The organism is Actinoplanes hulinensis (assembly GCF_019429605.1).
In the GTDB taxonomy this organism is placed as follows: Bacteria; Actinomycetota; Actinomycetes; order Mycobacteriales; family Micromonosporaceae; genus Actinoplanes; species Actinoplanes campanulatus.
This window is the reverse complement of sequence record NZ_JAHXZI010000002.1, coordinates 161272-178215: the sequence shown is the minus strand read 5'-3', so window position 1 is coordinate 178215 and position 16944 is coordinate 161272. Positions and strand designations below refer to the sequence as shown.

Below are 16944 nucleotides of genomic sequence, written 5' to 3'. Positions count from 1 at the left end.
TGCGGTGAGCCCTGTCTGTGCGATACCGGTGAAACCCTCGCGGGGTGGCTGTGGTAGCGGGGCTCGTCGGAGTCACAGAGTAGGCGCTTGTGAAGGCGTGCACAAATCGCGATCTTGTCGGGACAATTGGACAAGATCGACCCGGCTGTGTTAGTCGGGCCGACCCGTCGAGTATTACCGCTCGACCCCCACCAGGGCCACCTGACTCAGAGTGACATGGCCATCTTTACCGCCTCCACCAGCGTGTCGGCGACCGGACGGCCGGATTCCCGCAGCCGGGCCGGGTGGGTGAACCCGCCGGTGTAGAGGACCGCGCACCCACCGACCGCCTCGGCCGCGTCCGCGTCGTCCAGCGAGTCGCCGATCAGCACCACGTCCCGCCCGGCTACGCCGAGTTCGTCCAGGTGAGCGGCGAGATGGGCGGCTTTGAACCCGCCACCGAGCTCGGCCCGCAGCCCGTCGACGCGGGCGAAGAGGCCGGCCAGCCCGTACCCCTCGACGGCCGGGATCAGCTCGCTGTGGAACCACATGGACAGCAACGACTGGCTGCCCGGCCACGTCTTGATCGCGGTCATCGCGTCGGCGGCCAGCGACACGTCGGTCAGCCCCAGGCGGTACGCGTCGTGGAAGATCCGGTCCAGCCGGCCGAACTCCTCGTGGCCGACCGCCCGGCCCAGCATCTCGGCGTAGAACTCGGCGACCGGTCGCCGAAAGGCCCGCCGATGCTCGTCGGCGTCCACGTCGCGGCCGCCCACCGCGGCGAAGGCCGTATTGGTCGACGAGACCACCAGGTGGAGGTCGTCGAGCAGGGTTCCGTTCCAGTCCCAGACCAGGTGCTTTGACGTCACGGGAAGCGAGGCTACAGTCGCGGCTCGCCCGGCTGCCGGGCCAGATCACGCAGCAGGCGCTCCTCCTCGATGCGCCAGTAGCCGTGCTCCTTCCCGTCCAGCAGCAGCACCGGCACCCGGTCGCCGTAGTCGCGCTCCAGCTCGATGGACGAGTCCACGTCGACCTTCGTCCACTGGCCGGGGGCGATCCGGTCCAGCGTCTGCTCGGCCACCTCGCACAGGTGACAGCCGTCCCGGCTGATCAGGGTGAGTCTCACAGGTCGGCCTTCCGGATCTTCCCGATCGGCGAGCGCGGCAGCGTGGCCACCAGCTCGATGCCGGGCAGCTTGAACCGGGCCAGCCGGGCGGCGCAGTGCGCCCGCAGCTCGTCCGGGCCCGGCGCCGGCTCCCCGGCCGGCACCACGTAGGCGTGCGGGCGCTGCCCGGTGTCCGGGTCGGGCAGCCCGACCACGGCCACGGCGGCCACCGCCGGGTGCGTGATCAGCACCCGCTCGATCTCGGCCGGATAGACGTTGAAGCCGTTCACCAGGATCAGCTCGCCGATCCGGTCGACCAGGACCAGGTCACCGTCGCCGTCGGCGTAGGCGATGTCACCGGTGGGCCACCAGCCGTCCGGGCCGGGGCCGCCGCGCCCGTCCGGCCAGTAGCCGGAGAACAGGTTCGGCCCGCGGACCACGATCTCGCCCGGGTCGGTGCCGGCCGACTCCGCGATCTCGAGATCCGCGTCGACCGAGGCGGTGCCGTCGCGCCACAGTTCAAGACCCGAGGGGGTACGCAGGAGCAGCTCGACACCGGGCAACGGGCGGCCGATCGAACCGCTCTTGTCCCGGTGGCTCACCGCCGTGGTGGTCAGCACCGGGGCGGTCTCGGTCAGCCCGTACCCGATCAGGACGGCCCGGCCGGTCAGCTCACGGAACCGCGCCGCCACGCTGTCCTCCAGCGGCGCCGCGCCGCACACCGCGGTGCGCACCGCACGCAGCGCCGTGGCGAGAGCCGGCAGGCGGGTCCAGGCCTGGTACATACCGGGCACGCCGACCGTGACGGTCACCCGGTGACGGGTGATCAGCTCCAGCGAGGCGGCCGCGTCGAAGCGCTCGGCCAGCACTCCGGTCGCCGCGTGGTGCGCCACCGTGCCGAGCCCGGTGTTCAGCCCGTAGGCGTGGAAGAACGGCACCGCCAGCAGCACCACGTCGTCCGGCCCGACCACCGGCGGCTCGATCCGGTCGAGCTGCTCGTGGTTCGCGGCGAGTGCGGCGTGGGTCAGCATCGCGCCCTTCGGCCGCCCGCTCGTGCCCGAGGTGTAGAGCAGGACCGCAAGATCATCTTTTCCGGGTACGACGTCCCGCGCGAATTCCTGGACCTTGCCGGGCAACGGCTCCTCGACGACCAGGGCGGCCGCCGAGTCGGCGATCGCGTACTCCCGCTCGTCCGCGGTGTATTGCGGGCTGAGCGGCACCGCGACCCGGCCGGCCCGCAGCGTCCCGAAGTAGGCGGCCGCGAAGTCGACGGTGTTGCCGAGCAGCAGCGCCACCCGGTCGCCGGGCGCGGTGCGTGCGGTGATCGAGGCGGCGGCCACGGAGACGCGGCTGTCCAATTCCGCCCATGTGATGACAATGTCCCCGGCGATCAGCGCGGGCCGGTCCGGACGGCGGCCGGCGGCCTCGGCGACCGGGTCTCGGGCGGGTTCCTCCACGAGGCCCGAGTCTGGCACAAAGCACGCCCGACCGGGACAGCGGACAGCGGGCGTGCCGTGTACGCGGCTTGTTCGGCAAAGGTTGACCTTGACGGCCATTGCCAGTTTTGCGTTATTCGCGGCTTTGCGCGTAGCGCACACGGTGTGCGACTCCCCGTGTCCGAACTCGGCGATACTTCCGCACTGTGTAACGAATCCACACCAACGGGTGAGGTCGACCGGCTTTTCAGCGGGTTGCCCCGCCCCTTTTGTTGTGAAGTGACCACCCTCATCCCGAGGAGGCCGCTGTGCCCCACAAAGCACGGAACCGCAGTGAATCCACGTCTGGCGGGACGGATCCACTGTCGTCGCAGGCCCGCCGGGTTGAGGAGGCGCAGTGACTCATGTGTACGCCGAGGACCCGTACCACCGCGAAGTGCTCGCGGCCCGGCACGCGCTCTCCGAGGGGCTGAACGCCCTGCGCGGGTCGTCGATCGTGAACGCCCTACGGGGCGACAGTCCGAAGCAGGCCGGCAGCCGCCGTCCGCCGAACAGCCCGCCCGCCGTGGCGACGCCGAACTCCGGCAACGGCAGCAGGTTCGGCCGCCCCGGCGCCAACCGGCCCCCGGCCCAGTCCACCGGGCAGCACTCGAACACCGGCGAGAGCGACACCGTCACCGGTGACCACACCGTGGTCCTGCCGACGCAGAGCACCACCGGACCGCCGACCGAGACGGCCCCGCCCAAGCATCCGGCCCGGCCCGACCGCGGCGATCCGGCGGCCGAGGTGTGGGCGCTGGTCGAGCGCGCCCAGGCCGGCGAGGCCGAGGCGTTCGGGCTGATCTACGACCGGTACGTGGACACCGTCTTCCGGTTCGTCTACTTCCGGGTCGGCAACCGTCAGCTCGCCGAGGACCTCACCTCGGACACGTTCCTGCGTGCCCTCAAGCGCATCGGCAGCTTCACCTGGCAGGGCCGTGACCTCGGCGCCTGGCTGGTCACCATCGCCCGGAACCTGGTCGCCGACCACTTCAAGTCCGGCCGCTACCGCCTCGAGGTCACCACCGGGGACGTGCTCGACGCCGACCGCGAGGACCGGGGCCCGGAGGGCAGCCCGGAGTCCGCGGTGGTCGACCACATCACCAACGTGGCCCTGCTCACCGCGGTCAAGCAGCTCAACCCGGAGCAGCAGGAGTGCATCGTGCTCCGGTTCCTCCAGGGCTTCTCGGTGGCCGAGACCGCGCAGACCATGGGCAAGAACGAGGGCGCCATCAAGGCCCTCCAGTACCGGGCGGTCCGGGCATTGAACAGGCTCCTGCCGGATGGGTTCCAATCTTGATCCGGCGTTCTCAGATGTCGATCTCCGATACCCGATGGCACCGCCTCGCACCCGTAACCGGGGCCGCGTGTCGCGCGTTTGTCCGGATGCGACCCGGGGCCGTGACCCACGGTCCGGTCGCCGACGCCGGCCCGCAGGCCGGCGAGACAGTCACGAGCGAGGGGAGGTGCCCACGGTGAGATTCGCCTTTCCGAACTCCCGGAGTGCCGAGCACTTCGCGGAACTGATCGACGACGCCGGCGGCGCCCGTCACCACCACAGCCGTGGCCAGGCCGACGAGGAGCTCCACCAGCTGGTCGCCATCGGCAACCGGCTCTCCGCGGCCCGGCCCGGCGCACCGGTCGACTCCGAGTTCCGCGTCGGCCTGCGCGCCATGCTGGTCGCCACGGCCGAGCGGGACGGCATCGGCCGCACCGCCGTCGAGATCGATCCGGATCCGGTCGTCGAGACCCGCAACGTCCGGCGGATCGGCCGCCGGATACGTGCCCGCGGGGCGATCGTGATCGGCGTGGCCGCCGGCGCGATGGCCGTCTCCGGGATCTCCGCGGCCAGCGAGAGCGCCTCACCGGGTGACGCCCTGTACAGCGTGAAGCGGCAGACCGAACGGGCCCAGCTGGCGATCGCCGGATCCGATGTGACCCGGGGCGAGCTGTCCCTGGACTTCGCCCGGACCCGGCTCACCGAGGCGATCGCCATGCGGGGTGACGAGCCCGAGTTCGCGCTGGTGCTGGACGACATGGACGCCGACACCCGCAAGGGCGTACGGCTGCTGACCACATCGGCCGTGTCGCAGAAGGACACCACGCCGCTGACCACGCTGGACGGCTTCGCCACCGGGCAGCGCCGCACCTTCACCCCGGCGCTGGAGAAGCTCTCCCCGGCCAACCGGGAGCGCGCCTCGGTCTCGCTGGGCCTGTTGGAGGACGTCGCCGACCGCACCGACGACCTGCGTGCCGGCCTCGCCTGCGACAAGGTGGACCCGTCCGGGTCCGACGCGCTCGGCCCGAAGCTGCACCGCTGCGAGGGCAGCGACGACAGCGGGCCGGATGCCACTTCGCAGCAGAACGGCACCGGTAGGACGACCGGTAAGCAGCCGGGTCAGACCGCCACGTCCAAGCCCGGCAAGAGCGGCGCCGCCGACCCGGGAAGCACCGGGCAGGTGACCGTGCCGGGCACCGGCAAGGCGAGTCAGCCGGGAGTGACGCCGACCAGCACGGCCGGGATCACGCCGACGCCGACCGCGACCACCGGCCCGGCGGGCACCGCGAACGAGGAAGCCGACGGTGTGCTGGGCGGCCTGCTCGGCGATCTCTTCTAGAACGACGGAACTGGCGAGGGGCGGTGCCGGAGATCATCACTCCGGGGCCGCCCCTCAACCGTCACTATAGGACGGACCGGACGGATCACTCCAGGAATTTGGCACTCGCCGAGGTCACGGCCCGAACGGGTCCGGCCGCTTCTCCAGCAGCTCGTGCAGCGTGGCCTGGATCGTCTCCCGGACCTGATCGGCGAGGTTGTAGACGACCAGCGGATCGTCCGCGTACTCCCGCAGGTGGGCGGTCGGGATCGGCGGGCAGAACTGGATCAGCCACTTGCTCGGCAGCGGCACCAGCCCCAGCGGGCCCAGCAGCGGGAAGGTCGGGGTGACCGGGAAGTACGGCACGCCGAGCAGCCGGGCCAGCGGCTTCAGGTCGGCCAGGATCGGATAGATCTCCTCGGCGCCGACGATCGCCACCGGGACGATCGGGGTGCCGGTGCGCAGCGCCGCCGACACGAACCCGCCCCGGCCGAACCGTTGCAGCTTGTAGCGTTCGGAGAACCGCTTCCCGATGCCCTTGAAGCCCTCCGGGAAGACACCGACCAACTGGCTGGAGTTCATCAGGCGCTCGGCGTCCGGGTTGCAGGCCACCGTGGCGCCGGCCGCACGGGCCAGCTCGCTCATCACCGGCATCCGGAAGACCAGGTCGGCGCCGAGCAGCCGGAGGTGCCGCTGACGAGGGTGCTTGTCGTGCAGCGCGACGGTCAGCATCAGGGCGTCCAGGGCGATCGTGCCGGAGTGGTTGCCCACCACGAGGCCGCTGCCGTCCAGCGGGACGTTCTCGATACCGAGCACCTCGGTCCGGAACCAGTCCCTGTACAGGATCTTCAGCATCGGGTGGAAGACCGCCTCGGACAGCTCGGGGTCGAACCCGAACTCGTCCACCTCGTACGATCCGGCCAGGCGACGGCGCAGGAACGCCAGGCCGCCGGCCACCCGCTGGTCCCAGACGTCCAGGCTGTCCGCCACGCCGGCCGCGGGCGCCGGCTCGGGGCTCTCCGGGATGGGGCGGCGGCCGTTCACCCGCCGCACCGGCGCCGGCTCGGGCAACCGGAACTCGGTGTGGCCGGGAAACATGTCCCGATATTCATCCTGGCTCATGCTCGGTCGCTTCCCGCCGGCGCGGGCTCGGCGGCGGCGGCCCGGACCCGGCGGATGCCGTCCAGGATCGCGCTCTCAGCGGCGGCCAGACGGTCCGCGGTGAGCGTCGAGCCGGCCGCGTGCGCCTGGATGAACTCCTCGAACGCGGCCACGGTGGTGCGCGGGGTGAAGCCGAACTCGTTGATCAGCCGGGTGGTGTCCACCACTCGACCGTGCACGAAGAGGTCGATCTGGTCCAGCCCGATCTGCTCGACACCGAGGTTGCGCAGCAGGGCCGCGCCGGTGGAGAGCGCCGGCTCGGGCACCGGCAGGGAGATCCGGCCGGCCCGGCGGACGGCCTGGCTGAGCATCAGCACGCCGGAACCGGCGACGTTGAAGGTGCCCGGATGGTCCTCGGTCACCGAGCGGTGCAGGATTTCCAGCGCGTCCTCGACGTGGACGAACTGGAGCCGGGCGTCACGGCCGAGCACGGTGGGCACCACCGGCTGGGCGAAGTAGCGGGTCAGCGACGTCTCGGCGGACTCGCTGATCATCGGGGCGAACCGCAGGACAGTCGCGGCGACCTCGGGGCGGCGCCGACGGAAACCGCGGACATAACCCTCGATGTCCAAAATGTCCCGGGCGAACGCGCCACGCGGAACCGCGCGCGGCTCGGTGTCCTCGGTGAACACGGCCGGGTCGCGGAAGGAGGCGCCGTACGCCGCGGTGGAGGAACGCACCACCAGCTTGCGCAGCCGCGGCGCGCCCTGGGCGGCCGCCAGCACCTGCATGGTGCCGATGACGTTGTGTTCCTTCATCGCGGCACGGCCACCGTGCTGCGCGTCGGGCACGCTGGTCACGGCCAGGTGCACGACGGCTTCGGCGCCGAGGTCGGCGATGGCCTCGGTGGCCGCGCGCGCGTCGGCCCGGATCCGCTCCACACCGTCGAGCAGGCCGAGAAGGCCTGCCGGCGGGTCATGCGGATCCAGACCGACGACACGGTCGATCTTCGGATCTGCGGCGAGGCGAGCGGCCACCCGAGCGCCGAGATAACGGCTGACTCCGGTGACCACGACAACGCTGGGTGGTGAGGTCACCAAGGGTGCACCTTTCGATGCGCGGCCTCGAACAGGAGGCAAGTGCCGCCGGGAGCCGGGCCATCGGCCCGGCCCGGGGTCACTTGCCGAGACGGCGACGCTGGACGCGGGTCTTGCGCAGCAGCTTGCGGTGCTTCTTCTTCGCCATACGCTTGCGGCGCTTCTTGACCACGGAGCCCATACGAAAAGCCTCTCGAAACACTGATGAATGGAACCGGGAGTGCCCGGAGGCACGGCCGGAAGCCGACTGGAGGGCGCCCGGAGCGGTAGCACCGATCCGGGAACCAACCGGTCCAGCGTACCGGCCCGTCCCAGCCGGGCCAACACGGCCCCGGGTCGTCAGGCGCTTTGCGAGAAGGCGCCGCGAAGATACTCGTGTACCGCATGCTCGGGCACCCGGAACGAGCGGCCGACCCGTACCGCGGTGAGGTCACCACCGTGCACGAGCCGATAGACGGTCATCTTGGAAACGCGCATGAGCGCGGCCACCTCGGCCACCGTCAGGAACCGCACTTCGGCAAGCCGTTCCTCGGTTTGGGCTGGACCCGTCATCTCGTCGCACCGATCCTTTCCCAGGCACGATCCGCCGCGGCCGGAGGCTCCCGGACGCCGCGGGGACGACGTGCGTGTCATCAGAACGGTATCGATACGGCTGTGACCAACGCGATACGTTCCGTGAAATGCCCAGAAAAAGTCAAGCCTGACACGCCGGATGTATGGCGGTATCGCCCGGTTGATGCCGTTATTTGCGAGATGCCACGGCACGGGCCAAGAAACCCACGTTCGCCGGGCGCTCGGCCAGGCGGCGCATCAGATAGCCGTACCACTGGTCGCCGTAGGGCAGGTAGACCCGCACCGTGTTGCCGCCCGCGGCCAGACGGCCCTGCTCCTCGGACCGGACCCCGTAGAGGAGCTGGAACTCGAACTCCCCGGAGGACCGGTCGAACCAGCGGGCCCGGTCCTCGGCGATCGCGATGAGCCGCGGGTCGTGAGTGGCGACCATCGGGTAGCCCTCCCCGGACATCAGGATGTTGAGGCAGCGGACGAACGACTTGTCCACGTCCAGCGCCGACTGGAAGGCCACCGACTCGGGCTCGGCGTAGGCGCCCTTGCACAGCCGGACCCGCGACCCGGCCGTGGCGAGCTCCCGGCAGTCCCCCTCGGTACGCCGCAGGTGCGCCTGCAGCACCGCCCCGGTCGAGGGGAAGTCCCGCCGCAGCTCCATCAGCGTCTCGAGGGTCGCGTCGGTGGTGCTGTGGTCCTCGGCGTCCAGCGTCACCGTGGTGCCCGCCTCGGCCGCCGCGGCACAGATGGCGCGCGCGTGCTCATACGCCAGTTTCTCGTCGATCCCCTGGCCCAGCGCCGAGAGTTTCACGCTGACCTCGGCGGCCGGCGTCAGCCCGGCGCCGTGCAGGCCGGTCAGCATCGCGACGTACTCGTCGCGGGCGGCGACCGCCTGTTCCACCGTCCGGGTGTCATCGCCCAGGTGATCGAGGCTCACGGCGAGGCCGTCGTCGACCAGCTCCCGGGTGACCCGCAGGACCTCGTCGGTGCCACGGCCGGCGACGAAACGCTGCACGATGCCCTTGCTGACAGGGGCGGACTCGACCAGCCGCTCGAGCCGGGCGGACCCGGCCGCGGCGAGAAACAGGGAACGGAGCATGGGCCGAGCGTAACCTCCGGGCGTGTTCCGGACGCCCCGGTGCGCCGCCGATTCGCACCGATGGAGACAGCACATGTGTGCTTCATCGCCCCCGGTGCCGCTACCGTTGTCGAGTGAACTTCGATGCGTACGCCCGGACGGCGATCGACCTCGTCAACGCCGGTCTGGACGACCTCGCCGGGTTGCGTGCCCTGTTCTCCGGCGATCAGGCCTACATGCGCGATCAGGTCGCGGAGAAGGACCTCGTCGCGTTCCGCCGTGCCCAGCGCCGGCTGCGCGAGGTCTTCGAACACGGCACCACCGGTCAGGACACCGACGCGGTGCGGGAGCTGAACAGTCTGCTCGAGGCCTACCCGGTGCAGCCACGCATCTCCGGTCACGACGCCAGCGACTGGCACATGCACGTCACCAGCCGCGGCTCCTCGGTGAGCGCCGAATACCTGGCCGGCGCCGTGTGGGGCCTCGCCGTCTGGCTCTGCGAGTTCGGCAGCGCCCGCTTCGGGATCTGCGCCGACGAGCGGTGCGGCAACGTCTACCTGGACACGTCGTCGAACAACTGCCGCCGGTTCTGCTCGGAGCGCTGTGCCACCCGCTCGCACGTGGCCGCGCACCGGGCCCGCAAGCGGGCCGCGAACACGTCGCTCACCCCCGCTTTATAGCGGGACTGGGTTCCAGGTGGCGGCGGGCGAAGGCAAGCGCCTCGCGCAGGTCGGCCTCACGGGCCGGACGGCTCGCCGCCTTGCGGGTGTTGATCTCCAGCGCCACCGAGCCGGTGAAGCCACGGCCGGCCAGCGAGCGCAACAGCTCGGCACACGGCTGGTTGCCGCGGCCCGGCACCAGGTGCTCGTCGCGGCCCTCGCCGGTGCCGTCGCCGAGGTGGACGTGACGCAGGCCGGCGCCCATCCGGTCGGCCATCTCCAGCGCGTCGACGCGGGACGCGGCGCAGTGCGACAGGTCCAGCGTGTACGCGTTGAAGCCGGTCTCGGTCGGATCCCAACCCGGGTTGTACGGCACCACCCAGCGGCCGGCCATCTTGACCGGGAACATGTTCTCCACCGCGAAGGTCAGATCCGGATGGCGGCCGCGGACCTTGGTGAGCCCCTCGGCGAAGTTGCGCGCGTAGTCGCCCTGCCAGCGGAACGGCGGGTGCACCACCACGGTCGGCGCGCCGAGCGTCTCGGCGAGCTGGGCGGCCCGGGTCAGCCGCTCCCACGGATCGGAGCTCCACACCCGCTGGGTGACCAGCAGGCAGGGCGCGTGGACCGAGAGGACCGGCACGCCGTAGTGGTCGGCGAGGCCCTTGAGGGCGCCGGCGTCCTGGCTGACGGCGTCGGTCCACACCATGACCTCGAGACCGTCGTAGCCGACCGTGGCCGCCATCTCGAACGCCGCCGCCGTCGGCTCGGGGAAGACCGAGGAGCTGGAGAGAAGCACGGGTACGCGGGAAGTCACGCTCTTCAGCGTAGCGGCGCGCAACAGGCTCGGATATATCCGCTCTAAACGGTCATGATCCACCGGTGCGCGTACCCTGAGCCGGATGAGCCGCACGCCGCCCACCCGGGAAGTACCCCTCGACTTCCCTCGGGAATGGATCGAATTCCTCGACCCCGCCGACGAACAGCATCTGGTCCGGGCCGACCTGACCTGGCTGCTCTCCCGGTGGACCTGCGTCTTCGGCTCCGCCTGCCGGGGCATCCTGCCCGGCCGCGCCGAGGACGGCTGCTGCTCGCACGGCGCGTTCTTCACCGACGCCGACGACGAGAACCGGGTGAAGGCGGCGGCCGCGAAACTCACTCCGCAGACCTGGCAGCACCACCGGCGCGGGTTCAAGAATTACACCGAGGTGGACACCGTCGACGGGACCAAGCCCGCCCGGCGGACGGCGACGCGATCCGCGGACGGCCCCTGTGTCTTCCTCAACGACGCGGATTTCGCCGGCGGTGGCGGCTGCGCGCTGCACGCCCAGGCCCTGCGGGACGGGGTGCACCCGCTCGCCTACAAGCCGGACGTCTGCTGGCAGCTGCCGGTCCGCCGGGAACAGGACTGGATCACCCGCCCGGACGGGACGAAGCTGCTCCAGTCCACTTTGACCGAATTCGACCGCCGCGGCTGGGGACCGGGCGGCCACGACCTCGCATGGTGGTGCACCTCGTCCTCGGAGGCCCACGTCGGGACCGAGCCGATGTACCTCACCTACGCCCCGGAGCTGACCGCGCTGATCGGCACGGCCGCCTACGAGAAACTGGCCACCGTCTGCGCGGCCCGGATCAAGAGCGGCCTGATCGCGGTGCACCCGGCCACGGCCGAGGCGGCCTCCCCCCAGCGGCGAGGCGGGCGTGAGCCGGCCTCGCCGCCTTTTCCAGGGGGGTCGGTTGGCCGCTCACGGACGGCCTCCCGATGACTCCATTGTCACGGAGCATGTTGTCATCGCGCAAGGGTGAAAATCAGGGCTCGAATTTGTAGCCCAGGCCTCGCACGGTGACGATGTAGCGCGGCGCGGACGGCTCCGGCTCCACCTTGGAACGCAGCCGCTTCACGTGCACGTCCAGCGTCTTGGTGTCGCCCACGTAGTCGGCGCCCCAGACCCGGTCGATCAGCTGGCCCCGGGTGAGCACCCGGCCGGCGTTGCGCAGCAGCAGTTCGAGCAGCTCGAACTCCTTCAGCGGCAGCTGGACGCCGGCGCCGTCGACGGTCACCACGTGCCGTTCGACGTCCATCCGGACCGGGCCGGCGGCGAGCGTCGGGGTGCTCACCTCGGCGGCCTCGGCCCCCTGGCGGCGCAGCACCGCACGGATGCGGGCGACCAGCTCCCGCGGTGAGTACGGCTTGGTGACGTAGTCGTCCGCACCGATCTCCAGGCCGACCACCTTGTCGATCTCACTGTCCCGGGCGGTGACCATGATGATCGGGACCGCCGAGCGCTGCCGTAGCTGACGGCAGACCTCGGTGCCGGACATCTCCGGCAACATGAGGTCGAGGAGCACGATGTCGGCACCGGTCCGGTCGAACTGCGTGAGCGCGGAGGTTCCGGTCGCGGCGACCGAGACCTCGAAACCCTCCTTACGCAGCATGTACGACAGGGCGTCGGAGAACGACTCCTCGTCCTCGACCACGAGCACGCGTGCCAATGAAGTTCCTTCCGTCGTCGGTGACAGGGTCAAACGCGGGTTTCCGGGTTTGACGGCGGAGCCGCCCGGAAGACTCAGCGCCCGGCCACACCGGACTCGATCTCAATCGCCGTCGGTGACGACGAGGGGGACTCAGGGGGTCGCGCGGGTAGGCGCAAGGTGAACGTAGAGCCGTCGCCGAGTGAACTGGTCACGTCGACGCGGCCCCCGTGGTTGGTGGCGATGTGCTTGACGATGGCCAGGCCCAGGCCGGTTCCGCCGGTAGACCTGGATCGGGCCTGGTCGGCACGGTAGAACCGCTCGAAGACCCGCTCGACGTCCTGCGGGGCGATGCCGATGCCCTGATCCGCGACGTCGATCTCGAGCCAGTCGTCACTGTGACGCAGGGTGATCGAGACCTTGGTGTCCTCGCCCGAGTACGCGATCGCGTTCTCCACCAGGTTGGAGACCGCGGTGGCGATCTGGCTGTCGTTGCCGTACGCCATGACGCCCTTGGGGCCGTCGTAGGTGATCTCGATGCCCTTGGCCGAGGACGTGGTCCGGGTCCGGTCGATCACCTCGGCGATCACCCAGTCCAGCGAGACCGGCTCGGGGTCGGGCAGCGGCTCGGCGCCCTGCAACCGGGTGAGTTCGAGCAACTCGTTCACCAGACGGCCCATCCGGGCGGACTCGTGGTGGATGCGCTCGGCGAACCGGCGCGCCGCCAGCAGGTCCTCGGACTGGGCCTCCGGTGCCGCCTCCGGCATCTGGGTGGCGTCGAGCAGCGCCTCGGCCAGGAGCTGAAGGGCCCCGATGGGCGTCTTGAGCTCGTGACTGACGTTGGCCACGAAGTCGCGGCGGACCCGGGCGAGACGGTGCGACTCGGTCACGTCGGCGGCCTCGACCGCGACGTGCGTCGAGTTCAGCGCGACGGCCCGCAGGTGCAGGCCGAGCGGTGCGTGCCCGCCTCCGGCACGACCCCGCGGAAGATCAAGTTCAACCTCCCGGCGTACGCCAGTGCGCCGCACCTGCCCGGCCAGCGTCCGCAGGATCGGATGAGCCGCGATGGTCCCGGGCGCCCCGCCGGACCGCAACAGCCCCATGGCCCGCGCCGCGGGGTTGACCAGGACCGGATGGTCCTCCGCGTCGAGCACCACGACCCCGACCCGTAGCGAGTCGAGGCTCTTGCGGCCGAGCCCCTTGAGGCCGTGCTTGCCCGCCGGGCGATCGTCGTCCGGTTCGATGTCGGCTCTCCCCTCCGGTGCGCCGGGCCGGGCCGATCCACCCGACCGGCGCAACCGGGCGAGGACAAGTCCCGCTCCCACACCGACGGCGAGCGCGGCTGAAACCAGGCCGGCGGCGTATTCCCACTCCACGCTGCGATCGTAGGGTCATTGTTCACCTGAGCCACAGGGCCATTACGGCAAATCGGGCGGGCGTCGAACAATGTTCACCACCAGGCCCGGCGTCGTTCACCGGTGTTCATGTTGAGGCCGCCCCACCGACCTAGCGTGAGCAGGGCACACGGGGTGTCACCCAGCGAAAGAGGACTTGAGAGATGCGCGAGGAGTACCAGGCCGATCTCGTCGAGGTGAGCCGCCTACTGGTGACGATGGCCGAGTCGGTCCGCGCCGCACTGCGCAAGGCGACCACCGCCCTGCTGACCGCCGACCTGAACGCCGCCCAGGCGGTGATCAACCGGGACGCCGAGGTCGACGCCGTCTACGACCAGATCGAGCTGAAGGTGGCCGACACCATCGCCCGGCAGGCGCCGGTCGCGTCCGACCTGCGGCGGGTCATCACCGCCCTGCACATCGGCGCCGACCTGGAGCGGATGGGTGACCTGGCCGAGCACGTCGCGAAGACGGCGGCCCGGCGGCACCCGTCGCCGGCGGTTCCGGCCGAGCTGCGGCCCACCTTCAAGGGCATGGCCGAGGTCGCCGACCAGATGGCCGAGAAGATCACCGCTCTGATCGCCAAGCCGAACGCCGAGGGCGCGGCCCAACTGGAGAAGGACGACGACGCGATCGACGACCTCGAGCGCGCCCTGTTCAAGATCATGCTGGCCGACGACTGGCCCTACGGCGCCGAGACCGCGATCGACGGCGCCCTGCTGGGCCGCTTCTACGAGCGTTACGCCGACCACGCCGTGAACATCGGCGAGCACCTGATCTACCTGGTGACCGGCGAAAACTGAGTCTGATTGCTCCGCTGTGCTCAATGGCTTCGCTTCGCTCCGCGGCAAAACGCCTTGTAACCGGTGACGAGGCAGTCGATTTCCCGCCGCCGCAAACCCCGCGGCGTCGGCAAATCGTCTGCCTCGTCACCGGCGGCGTTTTGCGGGTCGCTCCGTGGCTACGCCCTTGCGGCGACTACGGGGCGGCTATGGGGTGATGGGGGCCGGGACGCCACGGGGGGTGTCCCGGCCTTCGTCGTTCTTTACTTCTTGCCCTGGTTGGCGACCGCCTCGGCGGCCTCCTTCGCGGCGACCGGGTCAAGGTAGGTGCCGCCCTTGGTGATCGGGCGCAGGTTCTCGTCCAGGTCGTAGCGCAGCGGGATGCCGGTCGGGATGTTCACCGAGGCGATCGCCTCGTCGGAGATGTCGTCCAGGTGCTTGACGATGGCGCGCAGCGAGTTGCCGTGCGCCGCGACGAGCACGGTCTTGCCGGCGCGCAGGTCCGGGACGATGGCGTCGTACCAGTACGGCAGGGCCCGCTCCAGCACGTCCTTCAGGCACTCCGCCTTCGGCAGGACCTCCGGGGCGAGATCCGCATACCGGGCGTCGCCGACCGCGGAGAACTCGGAGTCGTCCTCGATGGGGGGCGGCGGGACGTCGTACGACCGGCGCCAGAGCATGAACTGCTCCTCGCCGTACGTCTCGAGGGTCTGCTTCTTGTCCTTGCCCTGCAGGGCGCCGTAGTGGCGCTCGTTGAGCCGCCAGTGGCGCTTGACCGGGATCCAGTGCCGGTCGGTGAGGTGCAGGGCGATCCAGCTGGTCCGGATGGCACGGCGCAGAAGGCTGGTGTGCACCACGTCGGGCAGCACCCCCTGCTCCTTGAGAAGCTCGCCGCCGCGCCGGGCCTCGGCCTCCCCCTTGGCGTCGAGGTCCACGTCGACCCAGCCGGTGAAGAGGTTCTTGGCGTTCCACTCGCTGTTGCCGTGTCGCAGCAGCACCAGGGTTCCAGTCATGAGCACATCTTCCCTCGTCGCCGGAGTGCGTGTACCGCCACCCGGCACGTGTCCGCCACCACACCGAAACCCGGTTGCGCCGGCCCGCCGAATGTAAGGGAATAAACGATGATCACAGCTTACTGAGGAGACTCTGTGCACGGTTGGTTACGAGAGGCCGCGGGCGGGCTGCCGCGGCAGTTCTGGTTCCTGTGGACGGGAACCCTGATCAACCGGCTCGGCTCCTTCGTGGTGCTGTTCCTGAGCATCTACCTGACCGGGGAGCGCGGCTTCAGCCAGAGTCAGGCCGGCCTGGTCCTCGGCCTGTACGGGGTGGGCGGCGCGATCGGCACGATGACCGGCGGCGTGCTGGCCGACCGCTGGGGACGCCGGCCCACCATGCTGACCGCCCAGTTCGGCGCGTCCGCCCTGATGCTGGCGCTCGGGTTCGCCCACTCGTACCCGCGGATCCTGGCGGCGGCGTTCGCTCTGGGCCTGTTCGCGGAGGGCGTGCGCCCGGCGTTCAGCGCCATGATGGTCGACATCGTCCCGGAGGCGGACCGGGTCCGCGCCTTCTCCCTGAACTACTGGGCGATCAACCTGGGCTTCGCGCTCGCCGCGGTCTGCGCCGGGCTGGCCGCCCAGGCCGACTATCTGCTGCTCTTCGTCGTGGACTCGGCCACCACCCTGCTCACCGCCGTGATCAGCCTGATCTTCCTGGCCGAGACCCGGCCGGCCCGGGTCGGGCCGCGCACGCACGCGGCGGCGCCGTCCGGCGGGCTCGGCACGGTCCTGCGGGACCGGACCTTCCTGATCTTCGTGAGCCTCAACTTCTGCGTCGTGCTGGTGATGTTCCAGCACCAGTCGACGCTGCCGATCACGATGCTCGCCGACGGGCTGTCCGCGGCCACGTACGGGCTGGTCGTCGCGGTGAACGGGGTGCTCATCGTGTTCGGCCAGCTCTTCGTCCCGCGGCTGATCGAGGGCCGGGACAGCGCCCGGGTGCTGGCCGTCGGCACGCTGGTGATCGGCGCCGGGTTCGGTCTGGTCGGCCTGGCCGGGTCGGCGGTCGCCTACGCGCTGACCGTGGTGGTCTGGACGCTGGGCGAGATGATCCAGTCGCCGAGCAACGCGGCCACCATCGCGGCGCTCTCCCCGGCCGAGCTGCGTGGCCGCTACCAGGGGCTGAACTCGCTCTCCTGGCAGGCCGGCCTGGCGCTGGCCCCGATCGCCGGCGGCCTGACGCTGCAGAAGGCGGGTGGCGCGGCGCTGTGGGGCGGATGCTTCGCGCTCTGCGCGCTGGTGGCGGTGGGCCAGTGGCTGGCGGCTCCGGCGCGGGCCCGGCGGGCGGCGTGGCTGCGGGAGCGGCGGTCGGCCGACGCGGTCAACGTGTCGTGAATCCGGAGGCCGCGGGAATCAGGGAATTCACAGCGCCATTCGCTGGAACATGTGTGAAGAAAGTGATCTGCCGGAAACAAAGCGCCGGCGGCGGCGGACGACACCCATCCCCATAGGCGCCGCCCGCACTAACCGCCGGTCTCGGGTCGCGCCGTCCCCCAACGGCTCATGCCACCCGTCCCCAAACGCCGATCCGCGGCGATCATTGCTGATCGACCCGTTCCCCGAACTGACGGCTCGGCGTCCATCGACCA

The 16944-nt window shown here is 70.6% G+C and carries 18 protein-coding genes; 6 read left to right on the top strand and 12 right to left on the bottom strand.

What is annotated here, in order from left to right; all coding sequences use genetic code 11:
- Nucleotides 1–206: 206 nt before the first annotated feature.
- From KZ829_RS04565 to KZ829_RS04555, 3 genes are read right to left on the bottom strand one after another with little or no spacing between them, the layout of a single operon-like run.
- Nucleotides 207–848, bottom strand: a complete 642-nt coding sequence (locus tag KZ829_RS04565; protein WP_220142581.1) for an HAD family hydrolase — start codon at nucleotides 846–848, stop codon at nucleotides 207–209.
- A gap of 11 nt (nucleotides 849–859) precedes the next feature.
- On the bottom strand, nucleotides 860–1105 hold the full coding sequence (locus tag KZ829_RS04560) for a glutaredoxin family protein (protein WP_183222529.1): 246 nt from the start codon (nucleotides 1103–1105) through the stop codon (nucleotides 860–862).
- Nucleotides 1102–2541: a class I adenylate-forming enzyme family protein gene (locus tag KZ829_RS04555; RefSeq protein WP_308285337.1), complete on the bottom strand. Its 1440-nt coding sequence runs from the start codon at nucleotides 2539–2541 to the stop codon at nucleotides 1102–1104. Before KZ829_RS04555 ends, KZ829_RS04560 begins: the two co-directional genes overlap by 4 nt.
- 376 nt (nucleotides 2542–2917) lie before the next feature.
- Between KZ829_RS04555 and KZ829_RS04550 the strand changes: the two genes are divergently transcribed.
- Nucleotides 2918–3859: an ECF subfamily RNA polymerase sigma factor, BldN family gene (locus KZ829_RS04550; RefSeq protein ID WP_220142579.1), complete on the top strand. Its 942-nt coding sequence runs from the start codon at nucleotides 2918–2920 to the stop codon at nucleotides 3857–3859.
- A 175-nt stretch (nucleotides 3860–4034) separates the two neighbouring features.
- Complete coding sequence (locus tag KZ829_RS04545; protein ID WP_308285336.1) at nucleotides 4035–5177, top strand: DUF5667 domain-containing protein; 1143 nt, start codon at nucleotides 4035–4037, stop codon at nucleotides 5175–5177.
- Nucleotides 5178–5291: 114 nt separating this feature from the next.
- Here KZ829_RS04545 and KZ829_RS04540 read toward each other — a convergent pair whose 3' ends face one another.
- The 5 genes from KZ829_RS04540 to KZ829_RS04520 form a co-directional block, all read right to left on the bottom strand.
- Nucleotides 5292–6278 carry a lysophospholipid acyltransferase family protein gene (locus KZ829_RS04540; RefSeq protein WP_220142577.1) on the bottom strand — a complete coding sequence of 329 codons (987 nt, stop codon included), beginning with the start codon at nucleotides 6276–6278 and terminating at the stop codon, nucleotides 5292–5294.
- Nucleotides 6275–7357 (bottom strand): NAD-dependent epimerase/dehydratase family protein, encoded by a 1083-nt coding sequence (locus KZ829_RS04535; RefSeq protein ID WP_220142576.1) that lies wholly within the window; start codon nucleotides 7355–7357, stop codon nucleotides 6275–6277. The genes KZ829_RS04540 and KZ829_RS04535 overlap by 4 nt, the downstream gene beginning before the upstream one ends.
- A gap of 76 nt (nucleotides 7358–7433) precedes the next feature.
- Nucleotides 7434–7535: a 30S ribosomal protein bS22 gene (locus tag KZ829_RS04530; RefSeq protein ID WP_007465623.1), complete on the bottom strand. Its 102-nt coding sequence runs from the start codon at nucleotides 7533–7535 to the stop codon at nucleotides 7434–7436.
- Nucleotides 7536–7693: 158 nt separating this feature from the next.
- On the bottom strand, nucleotides 7694–7906 hold the full coding sequence (locus KZ829_RS04525; RefSeq protein ID WP_183222523.1) for a helix-turn-helix domain-containing protein: 213 nt from the start codon (nucleotides 7904–7906) through the stop codon (nucleotides 7694–7696).
- Nucleotides 7907–8096: 190 nt separating this feature from the next.
- Nucleotides 8097–9017, bottom strand: a complete 921-nt coding sequence (locus KZ829_RS04520; RefSeq protein ID WP_220142575.1) for a proline dehydrogenase family protein — start codon at nucleotides 9015–9017, stop codon at nucleotides 8097–8099.
- A gap of 113 nt (nucleotides 9018–9130) precedes the next feature.
- Between KZ829_RS04520 and KZ829_RS04515 the strand changes: the two genes are divergently transcribed.
- Nucleotides 9131–9676, top strand: coding sequence for a CGNR zinc finger domain-containing protein (locus KZ829_RS04515; protein ID WP_220142574.1), 546 nt, complete (start codon nucleotides 9131–9133; stop codon nucleotides 9674–9676).
- On the opposite strand, the gene KZ829_RS04510 is transcribed toward KZ829_RS04515, so the two are convergent.
- A complete protein-coding gene (locus KZ829_RS04510; protein WP_188119982.1) occupies nucleotides 9660–10469 on the bottom strand; it encodes a sugar phosphate isomerase/epimerase family protein in 810 nt (269 codons plus the stop codon). The genes KZ829_RS04515 and KZ829_RS04510 overlap by 17 nt on opposite strands.
- An 85-nt stretch (nucleotides 10470–10554) precedes the next feature.
- Between KZ829_RS04510 and KZ829_RS04505 the strand changes: the two genes are divergently transcribed.
- Entirely contained in the window at nucleotides 10555–11418 is an 864-nt protein-coding gene (locus tag KZ829_RS04505; protein ID WP_220142573.1) for a DUF3109 family protein, read from the top strand.
- Between the two features lie 43 nt (nucleotides 11419–11461).
- On the opposite strand, the gene KZ829_RS04500 is transcribed toward KZ829_RS04505, so the two are convergent.
- A complete protein-coding gene (locus KZ829_RS04500) occupies nucleotides 11462–12145 on the bottom strand; it encodes a response regulator (RefSeq protein WP_183222518.1) in 684 nt (227 codons plus the stop codon).
- Between the two features lie 74 nt (nucleotides 12146–12219).
- Nucleotides 12220–13500 (bottom strand): sensor histidine kinase, encoded by a 1281-nt coding sequence (locus KZ829_RS04495; protein WP_220142572.1) that lies wholly within the window; start codon nucleotides 13498–13500, stop codon nucleotides 12220–12222.
- Between the two features lie 182 nt (nucleotides 13501–13682).
- Between KZ829_RS04495 and phoU the strand changes: the two genes are divergently transcribed.
- Nucleotides 13683–14321, top strand: a complete 639-nt coding sequence (gene phoU, locus KZ829_RS04490; protein WP_220142571.1) for a phosphate signaling complex protein PhoU — start codon at nucleotides 13683–13685, stop codon at nucleotides 14319–14321.
- Nucleotides 14322–14563: 242 nt separating this feature from the next.
- On the opposite strand, the gene KZ829_RS04485 is transcribed toward phoU, so the two are convergent.
- Nucleotides 14564–15313: a phosphoglyceromutase gene (locus tag KZ829_RS04485; protein WP_220142570.1), complete on the bottom strand. Its 750-nt coding sequence runs from the start codon at nucleotides 15311–15313 to the stop codon at nucleotides 14564–14566.
- Between the two features lie 135 nt (nucleotides 15314–15448).
- Between KZ829_RS04485 and KZ829_RS04480 the strand changes: the two genes are divergently transcribed.
- Nucleotides 15449–16690, top strand: a complete 1242-nt coding sequence (locus KZ829_RS04480; protein WP_220142569.1) for an MDR family MFS transporter — start codon at nucleotides 15449–15451, stop codon at nucleotides 16688–16690.
- Nucleotides 16691–16944: the final 254 nt, after the last annotated feature.